The following is a 19,565-nucleotide window of genomic DNA, read 5'->3' as shown; positions in this document are numbered from 1 at the left end:
TTACCACGCCTTCCGAGAAAACAGCGCAGTCAGAAACCTCCGCGGGTCGTCATTGTCGTGGGCCTGGAACTCGCGAATGCGTCGAGTGCGATCGTCCTTCAGGATGATATCGGCCGCATGCTTGATATCGTCGTCACTTGCCTCGCGAGCCGCCCAAAATTTCCAGCTGGGAACGAGTTCCTTCAGAAACCAGTAGCGGCCTGACGCAAAGGCGGGATGCGGCTTCGGGCCCAATCCTGCCCGTACCAGTTCGATGAGTGCTTCCCTGGGGATGTGAAGTTTTAGAGCTACCGCGTGGTCGACCATTAGATGTCTTTCGCACTTAGCCAAATATGGGAAGAGGTCTATGATGGGATTTTGTTCTTTCATGTATTCCGCCTTTCGGTTCACCTGGCCGCTGCCAGTGGCGAACAGATGTTGACTACCGATGAGGGGAACAACCGAAGTGTGCTGCGTCGTGCTGCAGTCAGATCTAGCGTGATGTGCGCAGGCCGCGAACCACACAAGTGCAGCCTTTTGGACGCCGAGCATTTGAAACTCGGCGTCCATGACGCGGTACTAGTTTCTGCTGGGATTAGTGGCTCACATATGGAGCCGCGACCGTCACATCCAAATCGTACTGCCCGGCCCAGCTATATCCCCAGGCGATTGAAGTGGGCTTTGGAAGATCCTCCAAACTGACCTCTGGGACATTTGCGTCCTCACAGGAAAGCAAGATGGTCTCGTGATCGGGAAGATCATCGACCAAGTGTGTAAGCCAAGGGCGAATGTGAAGGCTTTTGTCCCAGAGACTGAAAACTGCGAATGGCCAGTTTTTGTAGACAAGCATGTGGCTGGCCTTCACCACCCTATAATAGAAAAAATCTTCGCCCGTTGACAGGTACATGCCGGCAGAAGGGACAGCGTCATCCTCCTCCTCGCGTCGACGCAAGATCGGCGCCTCAGGAAAGTGTGGTTCACCGCTTATCGTGACCGGATGTGGTAGCGCCCCGTGCTGCGCCATTCGCAAGACGTTTTCTTTGAGCACACCAAGCAAGTCGGCAACTTCTGAGACTGTCAAATATTTGTCGGACATTGATTTCCTTTCAATGGATTGGTCCGACCCATTTGGTCCCGCCGCGCTCGATCCGCTAGGTATGAAATCCGCAATACTCTAGGGTAAGAGAATTGCCCCTTCGCGGTCGTCTCCTAGTGCGCCAATCCCGCCTGCGCAAAAACCTGAGCCAGGTCTAAGGCCAAACCCGGTCTGCATATTCCAGCTGGGATCACTGCAGCTGGAGCCCTGCGTGAGCGAGGCGCAGGCGCCCCCAGACATGTCAATCGAGCTTTAGCCTCTGCGATCCAATCGCCTTCAAGCACTGGGCCAGGAAAACTGCAGTGAAGCGTCCGCGCGACAGCTTGTTGCTGATGTTGGCCTCTTTTTCCTCGACCCCGATGGCGGCCAGTTTCTCGACCAGATCGGCATAGCTCAGGCCCTGAAGCTTGAGCTCGGCCTTCAGGAGTCCGCTCACCAGCCGCTCCCACTCTGTTTCGGTCATCCGAACATTCTCCGCCAAAAAAATCTTGCGCGACCCATTGTGTTCCTCATCTTCATAGCTATCTATCTCAAACAGTAGATTTCTACTGAAAACGATATCTTTCTGCTTTCACACCACTCGATTAGGACCCACTACATGACCATCGACCACGCAACGGCAAAAGTGCTGATCAACCTTCTGCGCGAACTTTCCTCGGAACTGGACCTTCATCACGAAGATGACGAGTTCCGTTCGCTGAAGGAAACAATTGAAACGCTGCGAAGCGCTGCGACACTGATGACGGACGCGGGCCACAAGACGCCTGAAGTCTACCACCATGTCATGCGCCGCTTCGAACGCTCGACTCGCTCCTAACATAGCGATCCGACAGTCAAATTTCACGGCGTCTAGCCCTCCTCCTCCACAGGACTTTCAAAATGACCGAATTGTTCGACCCCTCCATCTCGAGCTCCGAATACCTGACTCAGGCGCGTGCACGCCATCGGACCGGAACTTCCAGGCTGGACGACGAGCTCGCCTGGATGCTGGATGATGACGACTACGCTTGCGGCCTCAATAGGGAGCACGTCGACGTACTGATCAATCCAGCCAATTGGAACTCCACCGTCCGCGATGAGAAGAGGAAGCCGCGCGTGTTCCTTCAAGCCAGAGTTAACCAGAAGGGCAACGCGGAGATAAACTTCGGCCGCGGCGACTACGATGTGCTCTATAGCGAGGACTTTCTGGCCAGCTACGCGGCCGCGGCTCATTCCGCCAGCTCGGGTCCTTGGCGAGGAATTGGAGAGCTGATGTGGTGGAAGGGCTTCGAACGGCTGGTCAGCAGTGTAACCATCCACAAATCGCCCGTCGCCATACCGCTCCTGTACGCCCTTGCCGCTAGCCTCAACGAGCTCACGGCAATCCTTGCCCAGCACCTGAACCTTGTCGGCGCGATGGCGCTCGACTTCACCTATCAGGATGGCGAAATAGCCTCGGCGGACTTCGTGCCGACCATTGGGCCTGACCGACTGCAGGCGATAATCCAGGAGCGCGGTCGACGAACAGCTGCAACACTTCGGGAGGCTGTCGAGCGGATGCTGTCGAAGTTTGATCCTGAGTGATCTCTCCGCGATGGGCACCCAGTTCTCCCTCCTTCCTGAAGCCGCTTATGATTGTTCAATGATGTTCTTCAGCTCCCACGGACGCCCATCTCTTCTGCAGATCGACATCGGCGCCCTGAGTACGCCGACAACTGCGTCTCGTGGGCGCCGTCTTCACCGTCAGGCCACCCAGCTGCAGACCGAGCCGGAGCGACGCGGGGAGCCCGATTTTCGGGCGGCATTTCTATCGTGCAACGTGGCCGTTGGCTTGAGCGTTTTCGAATTGGCTCGGCGGCCGGATTTATCGATCGCCCGCGCACCTGGGGCCGGCGGCGGAAGGTGTACACGATAATTTCAGGAGCCCGGCGGTCTGGCGGCGGGAATAGTCCTACTCATGCCCCGCAAAAAAATCGCTTTTTCGAGTAATAGCACTCACCGGCCTCAGGGGTCTCTACGCCGAAAAACCACTCTTCCTATAGTACCGCCAATTGGAGCCGTAGAACTCCGGCATCGACCAAACTAGATCAAGCACGCTCCGTGTATCGAAAGCCAGGACGTCTGCTGATCTATGAACACCTCCATTCTTGAGAAGGGCAATCAGCCGGACGAAACTGCGCCGCTCCGGTTGGATATAGCAGCCCGCATCGCCTTCCCAGATGGAACAATGGGTGCCGCCGGGCTCCGAAAGGAACGGGACGCAGGACGACTTGTCACCGAAATGATCGCTGGCAAAGAATATGTCACCCTAGCCGCGATCGGTGAGATGAGGAATAGATGTCGAGGACTTCGAAAGGGACACGCCTTGTCTGGCGCGACGAAAGCAGGAAACAGGACGGATCACTCCGCAGCCGCGCAGGCTGGTTCATCCGCGACGGCGCGACCTTCATCAGCGCTTGCGGCGGCACTGGCGACCGCAAACGCGCTGAAAAACGGCTCGCCAGTTACATCACCGAAAAGTATGAGCCGGTCCGAGAGCGCGGTCGTGATCCCGCTACCGTTGCGATAGCCGACGCCGTTACCATCTACCTGACTGACGTCGCGCCCAATCACGCCAAACCGAAGGAAACTGCGGGCCGACTGGTGGCCATCCTAAACTGGTTTGGCAACATGATGATTGGCGACATCGACGGCAAAATCTGCCGTGACTATGCCAAGACGCATGGCGGTGGTGCGGCCGCTCGCCGGCAGCTCGAAGACTTGCGAGCGGCATTAAACCACTATCACAAAGAAGGCTATGTAACCTCGACACCGGCGATCGTGTTGCCGGCGAAGTCTGCGCCACGAGATCGTTGGCTGACCCGCGATGAGGCTGCCGCGTTAGTCCGTTCTGCGTGGCGCATGCGCCAGTCTTGGAAGGGGAAGCCCAGTGACCGTCGGACTGGAAGACACGTTGCCCGTTTTATCCTAGTGGCTCTCTACACCGGAACACGTTCGGCTGCGATCTGCGGCGCTGCTGTCCGTCCCACGGAGGGCGCGGGCCATGTCGACCTTGAGCGCGGCGTGTTCTATCGTCGCGCAGCTGGTCGTCTTGAGACGAAAAAACGGCAGCCGCCGGTGCGCTTGCCCAATCGCCTTCTTGCTCATGTTCGGCGGTGGGCGATCACCCCACTTGAACTTAAGACCAGGCGTCGAGGCAAGAGTGAGAACATTGGCCGAATGATCGCCCAAGATTATGTCGTTGAGTGGAATGGCAAACCGGTACAGTCGATCAAGAAGGCCTTCCGTTCTGTGGTCGAGGCAGCGGGCCTCGGCTGGTACGAGAAGGTGGCAGCGCCGGACGGCACCATCAGGTCCGTGTTCCGCACCGACGTTACACCGCACATCTTTCGCCACACTGCTGCAACCTGGCTGATGCAACAAGGATCTGACCCGTGGGCCGCTGCCGGCTTCCTAGGCATGACGGTTGAGATGCTGATCCAGACCTACGGCCATCATCATCCAGATTTCCAGGCGGATGCCGCCGAGGCTATCGTGTCCAAGTCGCGGACCAGGAGCCTGCCGACAAATGTTGTCCGCATGCCGACGGCACGGAAGATGAACTCCCCCACAGCTCCCCACAGAAACCCCACAGAAACCCCACAGATATGTCAGAAACAAACATGAACAAAGGTGGCCAGTCGTGATGAGGAATGCCGGAAATCCGGGCTTTTGCTGGCCGACCCCGTCGTTCGGGACGAGGGGGTCGCAGGTTCAAATCCTGCCACTCCGACCAGAAAAAACAGACACTTAGGTGTTTGTTTCTCCCGACACCCCACAGATATCCTCACAGAAATGGAAAAGTAGTTGGCGGCTCTTCGCGGCTGGCAGGGTGTATAGCTCTCCTAAGCAGCTGTCGGTTGCCGGCAGTCGTCGGATGACTGCAATTGGGCCGGAAGCAGTAGGTCCGCTTGTGGTGCAGGGAAGAACGATTGCGGACGTCGATTAGCCTAGCCCTTTTCCCCTGCGTCATTCTCAGCAGAACCTAAATTCGGCCGCTCAATCTTTTGCGTCTCAACATTGTAGACGCGAACGTGCCCTTCGAGGCCTTTGAACTGGCGAGTACCGAGGTCAACGATCGGCGTGTTGCCAGGCAAATGGCGTGCCACGGAATAATCTACAAGGATTTGTCCATCTTCAGCGGACGAACACAGCCTCGATGCCAAGTTCACGACATTGCCAATTGCGGTGTAGTCAGCGCGGGCCTCATAGCCAATTCGACCCACCGTTGCCCACCCCATAGCTAGCCCCATGCCGAAGCCAATCTCATAACCACGTTGCCGCCACCCAGATATTAGCTCTTGTGTGGAATCCTGCATGTCGACAGCCATTTTTACGGCATGAAGCGCCGGCCCTTCACGTGGAACCGGGGCGTTGACGAGAATCATCAATCCATCCGCCGAAAAACTGGTCAACGTTGCTTCATACTTGGTGATGATCGCGCCGAGCGCCTCATAGTACTCACGCAGGACCTGCATGAGGTTCTCAGGCTCAGCGTGCGCTGAAAATGCAGTAAAGCCACGCAAGTCGCTAAAGACAGCGACTATTTCTGCGCGCTGTCCAGCGAGCATTCGCTCGTCACCGGCCTTCTCTACGAGTTCCGCAACCTGTGGTGCAAGGAAGCGCTTCAACCGCGTCAGTCGCTCCGCGCGGTCCCGCGATGTGGCAAGTTCTTGCGCCATTTGGTTGAATCGAGCAGCCAACCGCTCAAGTTCGTCTCCAGTGGAGATGTTGATCCGGTGATCGAACTGTCCAGCACCGATCTTGAGAGCGCCCTCCTCCAACTGGAGGATAGGCCCGCTCATTCGTCTGGCAAGCCAATATGCGAGCACCGCCGCAAGGACTGTGGCGAGGAACAACAACCCGCCGGTCCGCCACAATGAAGCGTATAGAGGTGCAAAAGCCTCAGCCTGCGACTGCTCGACAACTACCGTCCAGCCGGCCGCGGCAACCGGCGCGCCAGCAGTCACAAAGCGTTCATTCTCGGCGTTGAGGCTTGCAATCGCAGTGCCGCCTGCGGCAGCGATCGCATCCTGCAATTTGCGCAGGGCCAACGCTGCTTTCTCGTCCGCGCCCTGCATCACTTTGCTGATCGCGGGGTGAGCGATCAGGCGGCCGGCCTGGTCGATGACAAATCCCTGGCCGCTGCGGCCCACGTGGATTTCGGAAACGATGAGCCAGATGGGCTTCAGACTGATTTCGGCGATGACCGAGTTGGCGACGACCAAATTGTCGTAACTGGCCATGGCCATGGTTATGGAGGGTTCGGAACCCGGGCGATAAATGACTGGGCCGTACCAGACCTTCGCCGTCCTGACGCCCACGACAGCGGGATCGCCTGAGCGATCCGCCCCGCTTTCTGTCCTGTTTTTGCCAGTGCGAGAGATGTGCAGCCGCTCCGCGCCAGTACCGTCGACAATACTGATGCTGAGGATTGCCGGGGCCTGGTGCATCGCTCGTACGGCAAGAAGCCGGAGCTGTTTCACGCTGGCCATATTCGACCCTTCCGGGGGGATCGTCGAGCCGAGCGCAAGCTGGATGCTGTCAAGAAAGTTCTCAGTTTTGTCGGCCGCCGATGTTGCCTCGGACTGCAGCAGGGCACTAAGGATCGCATGCTGGTCGACATAGCTGAACCAAGTGTTGCTGATGCCACCGGCGGCCATCGGAAAAATGGCCGCCGCGAATAAGACTAAGAAATACTTCTGAAATAGCGATCGACGCATGCATGCGGCTTTGAGATTGGAGGAAGGTCTCCCACGTGATGCGACCCGACCATAGGTCGCGACAGCTCAGTCCCAGAAAGGTAACCTAAATTGTCGCGTCTTGGTATGGGTTGAGCCGTTCCCACTCATGGTCGCGTCTCGTGCCTTCCACGGGGTTGGATAAAGGAATGTTTCCCGGATCGGGGAGTCGCAATCACGACCCTCAGCTAGATGGTGTCCGCTTTAGGGCAACGACGAACTTTGCCTGTTAGGCCGAAATGAGGCGCAAAGCGGATACTCGCTTAAGCCCAACGTGCACCTCATCACCCGAACAATCGCATGTCACTCAGAGGTTTAGTCTCGACGGCACCCTTGTCACAAATAGTGGCGCGACGGCGAAGGCAATAAGCCACCCACATTCACAATGCTGACGACGGAGCCGGGACCAGACATTGCGCCCATCCACTTAAAGGCAAACCGGCCGCATCGGCGTCTGGCGTGGGCTGGTGTTTTGACGAGACAACCATCCGCGCTACCTCGATAATGGGGCAACCGCCGAAACAGCGGCCCGAAACGAGGTGTACGGAAGATGAAGTTGTTGATTTCGATCGCAGGCCGTCTGTCAGCGCTGCTTGCTCTGTCGCTGGCGGCAGGCTGCTCGTCGCTGGGCAATACGGTCAACCCGGCGAAATACGACAGCATGACATGCGCCGAGCTCAACAATGCCGTGGGCGATATCGCGCGCGACATCTCGCAAACCGCCATCACCCGCGGCAAGGTCGCCAACACCAGCGTGCCGAACTGGCTGCTCGGCGGCGCACGCGTCAAGACCGCTGTCGCCAACCGTGAGACGGCCAGGATCGAAAAGCTGAAGCAGCGGGAAGACGTGATTGTCACGACAAGAGCCAGCAGATGCCCCAAGTCAGCGGGCTAAGCGCACTGGCCCTGCCCTGACGATCTGCTTCACCTCACGCCTCAAGCACTCAACCGGAACCGCGTCACATCGATCGCCGCGTTCATCAGCGTCTGTGTGTAGGCTGCCTGCGGGTTGCTGAATATCTCTTCCGTCGGGCCTTCCTCGACGATCTTTCCCTGTTTCATGACGATGATGTAGTCGGCCATGGCGCGCACCACGGCGAGGTCGTGGCTGATGAAGAGATAGGACAGTTCGTGGTCGGCCTGCAGCTTGCGCAGCAATTCGACGATCTGTTTCTGCACCGAGCGGTCGAGCGCCGAGGTCGGCTCGTCCAGCACCACCAGTTTGGGTTTCAGGATCATGGCCCGCGCAATCGCGATGCGCTGGCGCTGGCCGCCGGAGAATTCGTGCGGGTAGCGGTTGCGCGCGTTGGGATCGAGGCCGACCTCGAGCAAGGCCTCGACGGCGCGTTGGTCGCGCTGCTTGCCTGACAGGTTCGGCTCATGCACCAGAAGCCCTTCGGTGATGACCTGGCCGACGGTCATGCGCGGCGACAGCGAGCCGAACGGATCCTGGAAGACCAGCTGCATCTCACGTCGCAGCGGCCGCATCGCCTGGCGGTCGGCGGTGGAGATATCCCGGTCGCCGAAGCGGATGACGCCATCGCTCGGCAGCAGCCTGAGCAGGGCGCGGCCGAGCGTCGATTTTCCGGAACCGGATTCGCCGACGATGCCGATGGTCTGATTGCGCTTCAGCCGGATCGAAATGTGGTCGACGGCGCGTAGCAGCAGCGGCTCGCCGGCGAGGAAGCCGCCGCCGATCTTGAAGGTCACCTCGACATTCCTGCCCTCGAGCAGCACCGGCGCGTTGGCCGGCGGCGGCGCCTTGGTGCCGGTCGGTTCGGCGGCCAGAAGCATTTTCGTATAGGCATGCTGCGGGTTGGCGAACAGTGCTTCGGCCTCGCCCTCTTCGACCACCTCGCCATAGCGCATGACATAGACGCGGTCGGCAAAGCGCCTGACGATGCCGAGATCGTGGGTGATGAAGACGATGGCCATGCCGAGTTTGCGCTGCAGTTCGGCGAGCAGCACCAGGATCTGCGCCTGGATGGTGACGTCGAGCGCCGTCGTCGGTTCATCGGCGATCAGGATGTCGGGGTCATTGGCGAGCGCCATGGCGATCATGACGCGCTGGCGCTGGCCGCCCGACATTTCGTGCGGATAGGATTTCATCCGCCGTTCGGGATCGGGAATATGCACCAGCCTGAGCAGCTTGAGCGCCTCCTCGCGCGCCTCGGCCGCGTTTAGCCCGCGATGCTTACGGATCGGCTCCATCAGCTGGTTGCCGATCGAATAGAGCGGATCGAGCGAGGTCATCGGCTCCTGGAAGATCATGCTGATCTTGGCGCCGCGCACCTTGTTGAGGTCGGACTTGGTCATGGTCAGCAGGTTGCGGCCGCGATAGTCGACGTGACCAGTCGCCTCGCCGTTGGACGCCAGCAGGCTCATCGCCGCCATCATCGTCTGGCTCTTGCCGGAGCCGGATTCGCCGACCACGGCAACGGTTTCGCCGGCGTTGACGTGGATGTTGATGCCCTTGACCGCTTCGACGGCGCCGTCGAGCGTGCGGAAGCGGACACGAAGGTCCTTGACGCTGAGGATCGTTTCGGGAGTTGCCATATCAACGGTTCCCATCTTTATCGATCTCTCGGGTCGAGCGCGTCGCGCAGGCCGTCGCCGACGAAATTCAGTGCAAAAAGCGTCGAGACGAGGAAGAAGGCCGGGAACAAAAGCAGCCAGTTGGCGGTGCCGATGTTCTTGGCGCCAACCGAGATCAGCACGCCCCAGCTGGTCATCGGCTCCTGCACGCCAAGGCCGAGGAAGGACAGGAAGCTTTCCAGGATGATGACCTGCGGCACCAGCAGCGTCATGTAGATCACCACTGGTCCGAGCAGGTTGGGGATGACATGGCGGAGCAGGATGCCGCGCTGGCCGACGCCCATGGCCTCGGCGGCCTGGACATATTCCTGGCGGCGGATCGACAACGCCTGGCCGCGCACGATGCGCGCCATGTCGAGCCACAGCACCGCACCCACCGCCAGGAACATCAGCACGAAGTTGCGGCCGAAGAACACCACCAGCATGATGACGAAGAAGATGAACGGCAGCGAATAGAGCACGTCGACGATGCGCATCATCACCTCGTCGATCTTGCCGCCGGAAAAGCCGGCCGCTGCGCCATAGAGGACGCCGATGACCACGGCGACAACGCCGGCAAGCAGGCCGATGGCCAGCGAAATGCGCCCTGCCATCAGCGTGCGCGACAACAGATCGCGGCCGGTATTATCGGTGCCGAACAGGAAATATTGCTGTTTGACCGACGCAGTCATCGTCAATTCGAGCCCGTCGGCCGATTTGCTCTCGATCTTGGTATCGTCGAAGGCATCGGAGCGGTCGAGGTAGCGGATATTGCGCTCGTCGATCGGCTTGGTCGAGGTGACGGTGACGGTGACGCGACTGCCGTCCAGTTTCCACTCCTTGATGTTGACGCGCATGCGCTTGATCGCATCGTCAAGCGCCGTCTCGATCATGTCGGGCTTCGGATAGGCTGAGAAGCTTGGCGGCGTGCGCACATAGTCGGCATAGATGGTGGTGTATTGATGCGGCACAAACCAGGGCCCGAACACGCTGATGACGCCGATGAAGGCCAGATAATAGAGGCTGAACATGGCGGCGCGGTTGGCCTTGAGCCGCGCCCAGGCATCGCCCCAGAGCGAGCGGCCGACGACGGCCGGCGGGGCGGCGGTGGCTGCGATATCAGTCATAGCGCACCCTCGGATCGACGACGGCGTACATGACGTCGACGATCAGGTTGAAGACGATGGTGAAGAGCGCGATCACCACCACGGTTCCCATCACCAGCGTGTAGTCGCGGTTGAGCGCGGCATCGACGAAATAGCGGCCGACGCCGGGAATGGAGAAGATCGTCTCGACGATAACCGAACCGGTAAGCAGCGCCGCGGCCGCCGGCCCGGTGAAGGACACGATCGGCAGGATGGCTCCGCGCAGCGCGTGCTTGACCACCACCGACCAGTCGGAGAGGCCGAGCGCACGCGCCGTTCGGATATGATGCGAGCGCAAGCTCTCGATCATCGAACCGCGCATCAAGCGGGCAACGATGGCGATCTGCGGCAAAGCGAGCGTCAGCACCGGCCCGACCTTGTTGATCAGTGCGCCATCACCCCAGCCGCCGATCGGCAACAGCTTCCAGGTCAATCCGAACACCAGCTGAATCACAGGAGCGATGACGAAGGTTGGGATGGTGCTGCCGGCGGTCGCCAGCGCGATCACCGTATAGTCGCCAAGCTTGTTCTGGTTGAGCGCGGCAGTGGTGCCGAGCACCGAGCCGAGCAGAAGCGCCAGGATCAGCGCGGAGGTGCCGAGCTGGACTGAAATCGGCAAGCCCTTGGCGAAGAGTTCGGTGACGGTGAAGTCAGGCAAATTGTAGCTCGGCCCGAAATTGCCGCGCAAAAGATTGCCAAGATAGTGGGCATATTGCAGCCAGAGCGGATCGTCGAGGCCGAACTGAGCTTCCAGATTGGCCCTGATCTCGGGGCTCAAGCCCCGCTCCTGATTGAACGGACCGCCTGGTGCGACGCGTATCAGGAAGAACGCCATGGTCACGATGACGAATAGCGTCGGTATAGCGGTCAGAAGCCGCCGGAGAATATATCGCAGCATCGGCGCCCCGCTTCGGCCAGAGCGACACACGTCCATGCGGACGCATGGCCACGCTCCGGCGCTCCAAATCTTCGCACCGGGCTTGCCGAAAATCGACCACGACTTTCGGACCGATGCGATGACCGACCAGCCCGCCGCTCCCGGACGAGGGCGCGGCGGTCCAGTCAAGGATGATTCAGTCCTTGGAGATGAAGCGGGACGGATGGATGTCCATCACATTGTCGTCGAAGCCATGCAGCTTCGAGGAAACGATGTCGTGGAAGCTATAGTAGAGAAGCGGAATGTTACCGACGTCATCGACAAGGATGCGCTCGGCCTCAGTGAGGTCCTTCATGCGCTCTTCCGGCTTGCCGCCAGCAGCAGCAGCCTTGTCCATGGCCGCCTCGTATGCCGGGCTGTTGTAGTTCGAATAGTTGTTGCCGCTCGCCTTGCGTGTGATGCCGAGGAAGGTTTCCGGATCCTTGTAGTCGGCGATCCAGGCGGCACGCGCCACGTCGTAGTTACCCTTCTGCTCAAGGAAGGAATAGTGGGTCTTGGTATCGGTGTTGAGCAGCGTGATCTCGACGCCAAGCGGCTTCAGCTGTTCCTGGATGGCAACCGCGGTGTTCTTGTGGTTTTCCGAGGTGTTGTAGCGGATCTCCATCTTCAGAGGATGCTCAGGCGTATAGCCGAGTTTCTCGAGGATCTTCTTGGCGGCGTCCTCGCGGTCGATCTGCGACATGTCGGCGTATTTGGCCATTGCCGGGGTGTAGCCCGCGATGCCCGGAGGCACCATCGAGTAGCCAGGCAGCATGGAGTTCTGCCAGACCTTCTCCGCGAGGAAGTCCCGGTCGATCGCCATCGAGATGGCGTTGCGCAGCTCGACATTGTCCCACGGCGCCTTGTCGGTCTTGATCGCATAGTAGTAGGTTCCGAGATACGGTCCGACGCGGACCTGATCGCCGAATTTGGTCTTGAGGTCAGCAAGCTGTTCGGTCGGCAGGTCGCCGTAGCTGTCGAGTTCGCCGGCCTCGAAGCGCTTCATCGCCGACGAGCGGTCTTCGGTCGGGATGTAGTTGACCACGTCCATCTTGACGGTCGCGGCGTCCCAGAATTTCGGATTCTTGACCAGCTTCATGTGGTCGTTGGGAATCCACTCGGCCAGTGTATAGGCGCCGTTCGAAACGAGATTGCCCGCCTTGATCCAGTCGGCGCCGAGCTTGTCGATTGAGGCCTTGTTGACCGGATAGGTGGCCTGGTGGGTCAGCATCTCGAGGAAGTAGGGAGTCGGCGCCTTCAGCGTCACTTCCAGGGTGTTGGCGTCGATCGCCTTGACGCCCAAATCCTCAGGCTTGCCTTTCTTGGTGTTGACTTCCTCGGCGTTCTTCACGGGATAGAGCATAGAAGCGTATTCGGCGGCGGTCGCCGGATCCTCCAGCCGACGGAAGGAGTAGACGAAGTCGTCCGCCGTCACCGGGCTGCCATCCGACCACAAGCCGTCCTTGCGCAGCTTGAAGGTGTAGACGGTGCCGTCATCCGATACCGTCCAGCTTTCGGCGGCGCCCGGAATGAGGTTCGTCTTCTGATCGTGCATGACCAGACCCTGGAACAGGTCACGTATGATATCGGCTTCGTAGACGGTCGAGGTCTTGTGCGGATCGACCGTCTCCGCTTCGGCGGCGCTGCCTCTGTTGTAGACGGTCTCGGCAAGGGCCGGCGTCAGGAACGTGCCTGCAGCAAAGGTCATGGTTGTGGCGACCAGCGTCGCCTTCAGCATATTTTTCAGCATGAAGTCTCTCCCTTTGGCGCGGCCCAACGGCTCGCGCCTTTCGAGTGTTAACGCCCCGGAACCGATTTCTGGCCCCTTTGAGCGCGCCGCCGGTTCCCTTTCCGGCAGCTGGTGGCAGGACACTAGACAGACGGAAATATTATTTCAACCGCCCGCTGCTTGACGTAGAGTGAGTAGTCCAGCGCTAAAATAGTACCAGCTAAAATTCAGATGCCTTTCAACTGGCTGCACCTTGCGGTTGCCTTATCGGTTTTCTGTTTTTGCAAGCGAAGTTTGGCATGCTTGGCAGTATGCTGCAGAACCCAAAACTCCCTGCCTTGTGGTGTCGTTTCCGGGCGAACGCCTCGGGAACCTCGGCGATCGAATTTGCCATGCTGGCGCCGTTGTTCATCCTGCTCCTACTCGGAATGGTTGCATATGGCATCTATTTCGGCGCCAGCCATTCGGTCCAGCAAATCGCGGCGGATGCGGCGCGAACGGCGATTGCGGGGCTGAACGCCACTGAACGCAAGACGCTGGTGACCAACTTTATCAACAACGATGTCAATGGTTATCCCTTCGTCGATGCCACGAAACTGACGGTCGACGCCAAGGACAGCGTCGCCGATGGCAGTCAGTTCGTGGTCTCGGTCAGCTACGACGCACGGAATTTGCCGATCTGGAATCTGTTCCCCAATCTGGCGATGCCGGGCATGACCATTCAACGTCAATCGACGATCCGGGTCGGGGGCATCTGATGCGTAGTGCCGTTGCCGGAATGTGGCAGATATGCCGGCGGCTGCTGCGCGAGACGCGGGCCAATTTCGCTGTCATGACGGCGCTCTGCGCGCCTGTCGCGCTGGCCCTGACGGCGTTCGCCGTCGACCAGGGTGCGCTATTCAACGAGCGCCGCGCAGCGCAGTCGATCGTCGACCTGGCGGCGATCACTGCCGCGGCCAACCTCGCCCACGTCGAAACGGCGGTGCTGACGACGCTGAAGGACAATGGCATCAGCTCGGTTGCCGTGCAGAAAGACGGGACAACCGACGCGCCAACAGCCACCAAGGCGGTGGTCCAGATTGTGCCGGGGCGCTACACCGGCTTGAGTTCGATCGCCGCCGGCAGCCGGTTCGAAGCGGGCAAGCTGCCCTACAATGCCGTGCGCGTGTTGCTGAAGAAGCGGGGCACGCTCTATTTCGGCGCCTCGTTCATGGCCCCACCGGTCATCGGCACGACGGCCACCGCAAACGCCCAGGCGCAGGCGACATTTTCGGTCGGCTCGAGGCTGCTCAGCGTCAATGACGGCCTGCTCAATGCGCTCCTCAAGGGACTGGTGGGCGGCAACATCTCGCTCAGCGTGATGGACTATAATTCCCTGATCGCGGCCGACATCAACGTGCTTTCCTTCGTCGACGCGCTCGCGGTTCAGTTGAACATGACCGGTGTAACCTATTCGGATGTGCTGGCTTCAAAGGCCAGCATCGGCCAGATCGCAACCGCCATGGCCAATGTCCCGGGGCTTGGCAACACGGCCAAGCTGGCCTTGCAGTCGGTGGCCTCGAAGGCCACCAGCACGGTCCAGATTCCGCTCAGCCACCTTGTCGACCTCGGCTCGGTCGGCCGCCTGGGTATCGGGCAAAAGCCCTCGGGCCTGGGTGTCGATACCAGCGCCATGGGGATGCTGACGGCCGCAGCCTCCCTTGCCAACGGCACCAACCAGGCCCAGCTCGACCTTGGCGTCACCGTGCCTGGCCTCACCGCCACGACGCTCAACGTCGCCATTGGCGAGCCGATGCAATCCTCGCCATGGCTGGCTGTCGGCGAGGCCGGCACCGTGGTGCGCACCGCGCAGACACGCATCAAGCTTCTGGCGTCGGTCACTGTCGGCAACAGCAATATCGGCGGCGGCACCAGCCTGCTCACCGTCACCCTGCCGCTGCATATCGAAATCGCCTATGCGGAGGCCAAGCTGACGGACATAAGCTGTCCGACGGGCCGTCCCGAGAGCATCAAGGTCACGGTAGCCACAACTCCGGGTGTCGTAGAGGCGCATCTTGCCGCCAGCAGCGCCGACGGCAATCCCGGAGCCTTCGCCGACTTCACCAAAGATGAGCTTTTCTCCATTACCGAAATCGCGGCAGTGAAGCTTTTGCTCGTCCCGCCCGTGTCGGTGAAGGGCTCGGCGGCATTTGCGATGAAAAACATCAATCCGACCAACCTTGTCTTCGACTATGCCAATATCACCGCCAAGACGATCAAGACTGCCTCGACGCAGAACCTGACGCAGTCGCTGACAACGTCGTTGGTCAGCGATCTGACATTGACGGCCAATCCGCTGGGCCTGCCGATCAACCTCAGCACTCTGCTGGGAACCGTGAAGCCGCCGGTGGTGGCGCTGCTGAACAGCGTGACGGCGCCTGTCGACACGCTGGTCTACAATGTGCTCGCAGCGCTCGGGGTGAGCGTCGGCCAGGCCGATGTCCGGGTCACCGGCGCGACCTGCGGCCGCTCCGTTCTGGTGCAATAGGCCCGATCTATCGGTTAGAGCAATTCCAGGAAAAGTGTGAGCGGTTTTCCCGGGAAAAGCGCGTAGCGCTTTCCCTTGGGAATTGCGTAAAAACAAAGAGATAGAGCGGTTCGCCGTTTCCGTGAAACGGTGAAACGCTCTAGCCGGTTCGTCCGACAAACCAGCCCAGCGCCGGTAGCGACAGCCCCTCCTCCTGTAGGACCGCACCGCCACCCGGAGCTATCGCCACGACGGACCCGAAGTCCGGCGGCAGTGGCCAGTCGGCCGGCTCGTCGGCGAAATTGAAGACGCAGAGCAATGTCTCGCCCTCGCCCTGCCTGATGAAGGCAAGGACATCGCCCTCGGTATCGAGAAAACGGATCGGACCCTTGACCAGAGCCGGATACGCCTTGCGCAAGGCCAGCATCGTCCGGTAGCGGGCGAGCACGGAATTTTCGTCGCCATTCTGGACGTCGACCGCCCGGGCGCGCTGGCTTGCAGGCACCGGCAGCCAGGGCCTGGCCGAGGAAAAACCGGCATTGTCGGCGCCCGCTTCCCAGACCATCGGCGTGCGGCAGCCGTCCCTGCCCTTGACCGTCGGCCAGAAGCGGATGCCAAAGGGATCACGCAGATCCTCGAAGGTCAGTTCCGCCTCCTGCAGCCCAAGCTCCTCGCCTTGATAGAGGCAGATCGATCCGCGCAGGCAGGCGAGCAGAGCGATCGAGAATTTCGCCACCGCATCCGGATCGCCGCCTGGCCGCGTCCAGCGGCTGACATGGCGCACGACATCGTGGTTGGAAAACGCCCAGCAGACCCAGCCATCGGCAACCGCTGTTTCAAACGCCTCGACGCAGCCGCGCACATGGGCAGACGAGAATTGCGCGCCGAGCAGGTCGAATGTGTAGCACATGTTGAGCTTGTCGCCGCCGGAGGTGTAGGCGGCCAGCGTCTGCAGCGAACGGCTTTCGTCGCCGACCTCGCCGACACTGGCGCGGCCGTCATACTCGTCGAGCAGAGAGCGAAAGCGCCGGAGGAAATCGAGGTTCTCGGCTTGCGTCTTGTCGAACAGATGTTCCTGGAAGAGATAGGTGTTGGTTTCGCCATTGGTGCCGGCGACACTCGACGCCAAAGGCGGATTGCTGCGCAGCCAGCGGTCATGGACATAGTAGTTTACCGTATCCAGACGGAAGCCGTCGACGCCCCGGTCGAGCCAGAACCGCACCGTCTCCAGCAGCGCGTCCTGAACCTCTGGATTGTGGAAGTTGAGGTCCGGCTGCGAGGCCAGGAAATTGTGCATGTAGTATTGCCGGCGGGTCGCGTCCCATTCCCAGGCCGGGCCACCGAAAACCGACAACCAGTTGTTGGGCGCGTTGCCGTCGGGTCTGGTGTCGGCCCAGACGTACCAATCGGCCTTGGGGTTGTCGCGGCTCGATCGGCTTTCGACGAACCATTCGTGCTTGTCGGAGGAATGCGACAGCACCTGGTCGATGATCACCTTCAGGCCGAGCCGGTGCGCCTCGGCCACCAACGCGTCGAAATCCTCCAGGGAGCCGAACATCGGATCGACCGCCTGATAGTCCGATACGTCGTAGCCCATGTCGGCCATTGGCGACTTGAAGAAGGGCGCCAGCCAGACGGCGTCGACGCCGAGCGAGGCGACGTGCGCCAGCCGCGATGTGACGCCTGAGAGGTCGCCGCTACCGTCGCCTGTCGTATCCTGGAACGAGCGCGGGTAGATCTGGTAGATGACGCAGCCGCGCCACCAGTCGGCCCCCTGCTCTGTATTGCCATCGGCCATCACGAACCCTTCCTGGTGCGCGTCTTTGCGGTCCGGCGCTCTATCATGAAATTCACACTGCGGCCGGGCAGCGGGCGCGCAAGGTCGATCGCCTGCGTTTCGATAGCCGGCTGCCATTGGAACCCTTCCCGCACAGGCAGCGTGAAGACGCATTGGCGGCGGTCGCCATTGACGATGACGGCGAGGCGCCCGTCCCCGCTATCGGCGAGCAGCATGACGAGGCGATGGCGCGCGGCATCGTTCCAGTCGGCCTCGCCGAGCGGCGCGCCGGTCTCGGTCAGCCAGGCGACATCGGGTACATCCGACCCGGCCGGCGGCTCCCCGGTCAGGAAGCGAGGGGCGGCAAGCGCTGAAACCGCGCGGCGGAGTGCCGCGAGCGCCGACACATGGGCTTCCAGCACGAGGTCGCGCCCGGCCCAGTCGAGCCAGGTGATGGCGTTGTCCTGTGCGTAGGCGTTGTTGTTGCCCTTTTGCGTGCGGCCGAATTCGTCGCCCGCCGTCAGCATGATCGTACCGCGAGAGGCAAACAGGGTGGCGAGCAGCGCGCGACGGTCACCGGAACGGGCCTCGGCAATCGCCTTGTCGGAGGTCTCGCCCTCGACGCCATTGTTCCAGGACAGGTTCTCATTGTGGCCGTCGCGGTTCTTCTCGCCATTGGCCTGGTTGTGCTTGGCCTCATAGGCGACGATGTCGGCCAAAGCCATGCCGTCATGCGCGGCGATGAAATTGACCGTGCGGCTGGTGCTGAGCCCTTCTTTGGCGAAGACATCGGACGAGCCGGCGAGCCTTGTTGCCAGCGCACCGACGGCGCCGGCATCGCCGCGCCAGAAGCGCCTGATGTCGTCGCGGTAGCGGTCGTTCCATTCCAGATATGGCGGGCGGAAATTGCCCAGCTGATAGCCGTTCGGGCCAATATCCCAGGGCTCGGCGATCAGCACCCTATCGGTAAGGATCGGGTCGCCAGCAATGGCTTGAAGCAAGGGCGCTTCCGGATCGAAAACGCCATCGACGCGGCCGAGGACCGGCGCCAAATCGAAGCGGAAACCGTCGACGCCGGCGTAGCGGACGAAATGACGGAGCGTATCGAGCACCATGTCGCGAACGACCGGATGGTCGCAGGCGACAGTGTTTCCGGTGCCGGTGTCGTTGACCAGCCTGCCATCCGGTTCGTGCCGGTAATAGGCCTGCGCGTCGAGGCCACGCAGCGAAAGCGTCGGCCCGAGCCGGTCGCTCTCGCCGGTGTGGTTGAAGACGAGATCGAGGATGGTGCCGATCCCGGCCTTGCGCAGGGCCGCTACCGTGTCGCGCAATTCGGCCAACCCGCCCGGCGCCAGGCGCGGATCGAGGGCCATGAAGGTGACGGGGTTGTAGCCCCAGGCATTGCTCAAGCCGAGCGGCGGCAGATGGCGTTCGTCGATCGAGGCGGTGATGGGCATCAGCTCGACGGCGGAGACGCCGATCTTTTTGAGGTGTTCAATGATGGCCGGGTGGGCAAGCGCCGCAATGGTGCCGCGCTGGGCTTCCGCCACGTCCGGGTGCAGCCTGGTGAAGGAACGGACATTGAGCTCGTAGATCAGGCCGCCGGGTTGGAACAGCGGCGGCTTGGCCGGCTGGGGCTTTGGCAGCGCGCGGGCGACGGTCTTGGGCATCAGCGACGCGGTATCGGCGCCTTCGTTGCGCCGGGCGGCGAGCCGCCAGTGATGCTGATAGGGCCGGTCGATTTCGATCGCGTAGGGATCGGTCAGCAGTTTTTCCGGATCGAACCACAGGCCGCGTTCCGGCGCGTAGTCGCCATCGGCGCGAAAGCCGTAGCGGGTGCCGCCGGCAGGGCCGGCGACTGACAAGGCAAAAACGCCCTCGCCTTCCGGCTGAAGCTCAAGCCGGTCGATCTCGCAGGTGCCGGTGTCGTCGAAGATCGACACCCAAAGACGTCGTGCCGACGACGACCAGGCGACGAAGCGGATACCATCGCGGGTGATGGTTGCGCCGAGTGTGGTCATGGGCGCGTCCTCCACCCTCCCCCTTGTGGGGAGGGTCGCGAACGAAGAGAGCGGGGTGGGGGT

The 19,565-nt window shown here is 60.9% G+C and carries 16 protein-coding genes; 6 read left to right on the top strand and 10 right to left on the bottom strand.

Annotated elements, in window-relative coordinates; all coding sequences use genetic code 11:
• From AC04SH_RS29115 to AC04SH_RS29105, 3 genes are all read right to left on the bottom strand, one after another.
• Window positions 1-549, bottom strand: coding sequence for a hypothetical protein (locus AC04SH_RS29115; RefSeq protein WP_488577584.1), 549 nt, complete (start codon window positions 547-549; stop codon window positions 1-3).
• Window positions 550-574: 25 nt separating this feature from the next.
• Window positions 575-1,075, bottom strand: coding sequence for a helix-turn-helix transcriptional regulator (locus AC04SH_RS29110; RefSeq protein ID WP_488577583.1), 501 nt, complete (start codon window positions 1,073-1,075; stop codon window positions 575-577).
• Between the two features lie 241 nt (window positions 1,076-1,316).
• A complete protein-coding gene (locus AC04SH_RS29105) occupies window positions 1,317-1,538 on the bottom strand; it encodes a DUF6471 domain-containing protein (protein ID WP_488577582.1) in 222 nt (73 codons plus the stop codon).
• A gap of 135 nt (window positions 1,539-1,673) precedes the next feature.
• Between AC04SH_RS29105 and AC04SH_RS29100 the strand changes: the two genes are divergently transcribed.
• From AC04SH_RS29100 to AC04SH_RS29090, 3 genes are all read left to right on the top strand, one after another.
• Complete coding sequence (locus AC04SH_RS29100; RefSeq protein ID WP_488577581.1) at window positions 1,674-1,892, top strand: hypothetical protein; 219 nt, start codon at window positions 1,674-1,676, stop codon at window positions 1,890-1,892.
• A 62-nt stretch (window positions 1,893-1,954) separates the two neighbouring features.
• Window positions 1,955-2,638, top strand: a complete 684-nt coding sequence (locus tag AC04SH_RS29095; protein ID WP_488577580.1) for a hypothetical protein — start codon at window positions 1,955-1,957, stop codon at window positions 2,636-2,638.
• 753 nt (window positions 2,639-3,391) lie between these two features.
• Complete coding sequence (locus tag AC04SH_RS29090; RefSeq protein ID WP_488577579.1) at window positions 3,392-4,720, top strand: tyrosine-type recombinase/integrase; 1,329 nt, start codon at window positions 3,392-3,394, stop codon at window positions 4,718-4,720.
• A gap of 323 nt (window positions 4,721-5,043) precedes the next feature.
• Here AC04SH_RS29090 and AC04SH_RS29085 read toward each other — a convergent pair whose 3' ends face one another.
• The gene (locus AC04SH_RS29085) at window positions 5,044-6,816 is read right to left on the bottom strand and encodes an adenylate/guanylate cyclase domain-containing protein (protein WP_488577578.1); all 1,773 of its coding nucleotides are present in this window, start codon (window positions 6,814-6,816) and stop codon (window positions 5,044-5,046) included.
• Window positions 6,817-7,384: 568 nt separating this feature from the next.
• Between AC04SH_RS29085 and AC04SH_RS29080 the strand changes: the two genes are divergently transcribed.
• Complete coding sequence (locus AC04SH_RS29080; protein WP_488577577.1) at window positions 7,385-7,729, top strand: hypothetical protein; 345 nt, start codon at window positions 7,385-7,387, stop codon at window positions 7,727-7,729.
• Between the two features lie 41 nt (window positions 7,730-7,770).
• Here the strand turns inward: AC04SH_RS29080 and AC04SH_RS29075 are convergent, their stop codons facing one another.
• The 4 genes from AC04SH_RS29075 to AC04SH_RS29060 all read right to left on the bottom strand — a co-directional run bounded on the left by AC04SH_RS29075 (window position 7,771) and on the right by AC04SH_RS29060 (window position 13,219).
• Complete coding sequence (locus AC04SH_RS29075) at window positions 7,771-9,390, bottom strand: ABC transporter ATP-binding protein (protein WP_488577576.1); 1,620 nt, start codon at window positions 9,388-9,390, stop codon at window positions 7,771-7,773.
• Window positions 9,391-9,407: 17 nt separating this feature from the next.
• Window positions 9,408-10,535 carry an ABC transporter permease gene (locus tag AC04SH_RS29070; protein ID WP_477234097.1) on the bottom strand — a complete coding sequence of 376 codons (1,128 nt, stop codon included), beginning with the start codon at window positions 10,533-10,535 and terminating at the stop codon, window positions 9,408-9,410.
• Window positions 10,528-11,451, bottom strand: a complete 924-nt coding sequence (locus AC04SH_RS29065; RefSeq protein ID WP_477234095.1) for an ABC transporter permease subunit — start codon at window positions 11,449-11,451, stop codon at window positions 10,528-10,530. The genes AC04SH_RS29070 and AC04SH_RS29065 overlap by 8 nt, the downstream gene beginning before the upstream one ends.
• Before the next feature lie 175 nt (window positions 11,452-11,626).
• Window positions 11,627-13,219: a peptide ABC transporter substrate-binding protein gene (locus tag AC04SH_RS29060; RefSeq protein WP_488577575.1), complete on the bottom strand. Its 1,593-nt coding sequence runs from the start codon at window positions 13,217-13,219 to the stop codon at window positions 11,627-11,629.
• A 290-nt stretch (window positions 13,220-13,509) separates the two neighbouring features.
• Between AC04SH_RS29060 and AC04SH_RS29055 the strand changes: the two genes are divergently transcribed.
• Window positions 13,510-13,956, top strand: coding sequence for a TadE/TadG family type IV pilus assembly protein (locus AC04SH_RS29055; RefSeq protein WP_192256477.1), 447 nt, complete (start codon window positions 13,510-13,512; stop codon window positions 13,954-13,956).
• A complete protein-coding gene (locus AC04SH_RS29050; RefSeq protein WP_488577574.1) occupies window positions 13,956-15,725 on the top strand; it encodes a pilus assembly protein TadG-related protein in 1,770 nt (589 codons plus the stop codon). The genes AC04SH_RS29055 and AC04SH_RS29050 overlap by 1 nt, the downstream gene beginning before the upstream one ends.
• 139 nt (window positions 15,726-15,864) lie before the next feature.
• Here AC04SH_RS29050 and bglA read toward each other — a convergent pair whose 3' ends face one another.
• Both bglA and glgX read right to left on the bottom strand, forming a co-directional pair.
• Complete coding sequence (bglA, locus tag AC04SH_RS29045) at window positions 15,865-17,502, bottom strand: beta-galactosidase BglA (protein WP_488577573.1); 1,638 nt, start codon at window positions 17,500-17,502, stop codon at window positions 15,865-15,867.
• Window positions 17,502-19,502 carry a glycogen debranching protein GlgX gene (gene glgX / locus AC04SH_RS29040; protein WP_488577572.1) on the bottom strand — a complete coding sequence of 667 codons (2,001 nt, stop codon included), beginning with the start codon at window positions 19,500-19,502 and terminating at the stop codon, window positions 17,502-17,504. The genes bglA and glgX overlap by 1 nt, the downstream gene beginning before the upstream one ends.
• Window positions 19,503-19,565: the final 63 nt, after the last annotated feature.

Source organism: Mesorhizobium sp. CNPSo 4688, from assembly GCF_057784295.1.
This window is presented reverse-complemented; position numbering and strand designations above follow the sequence as displayed.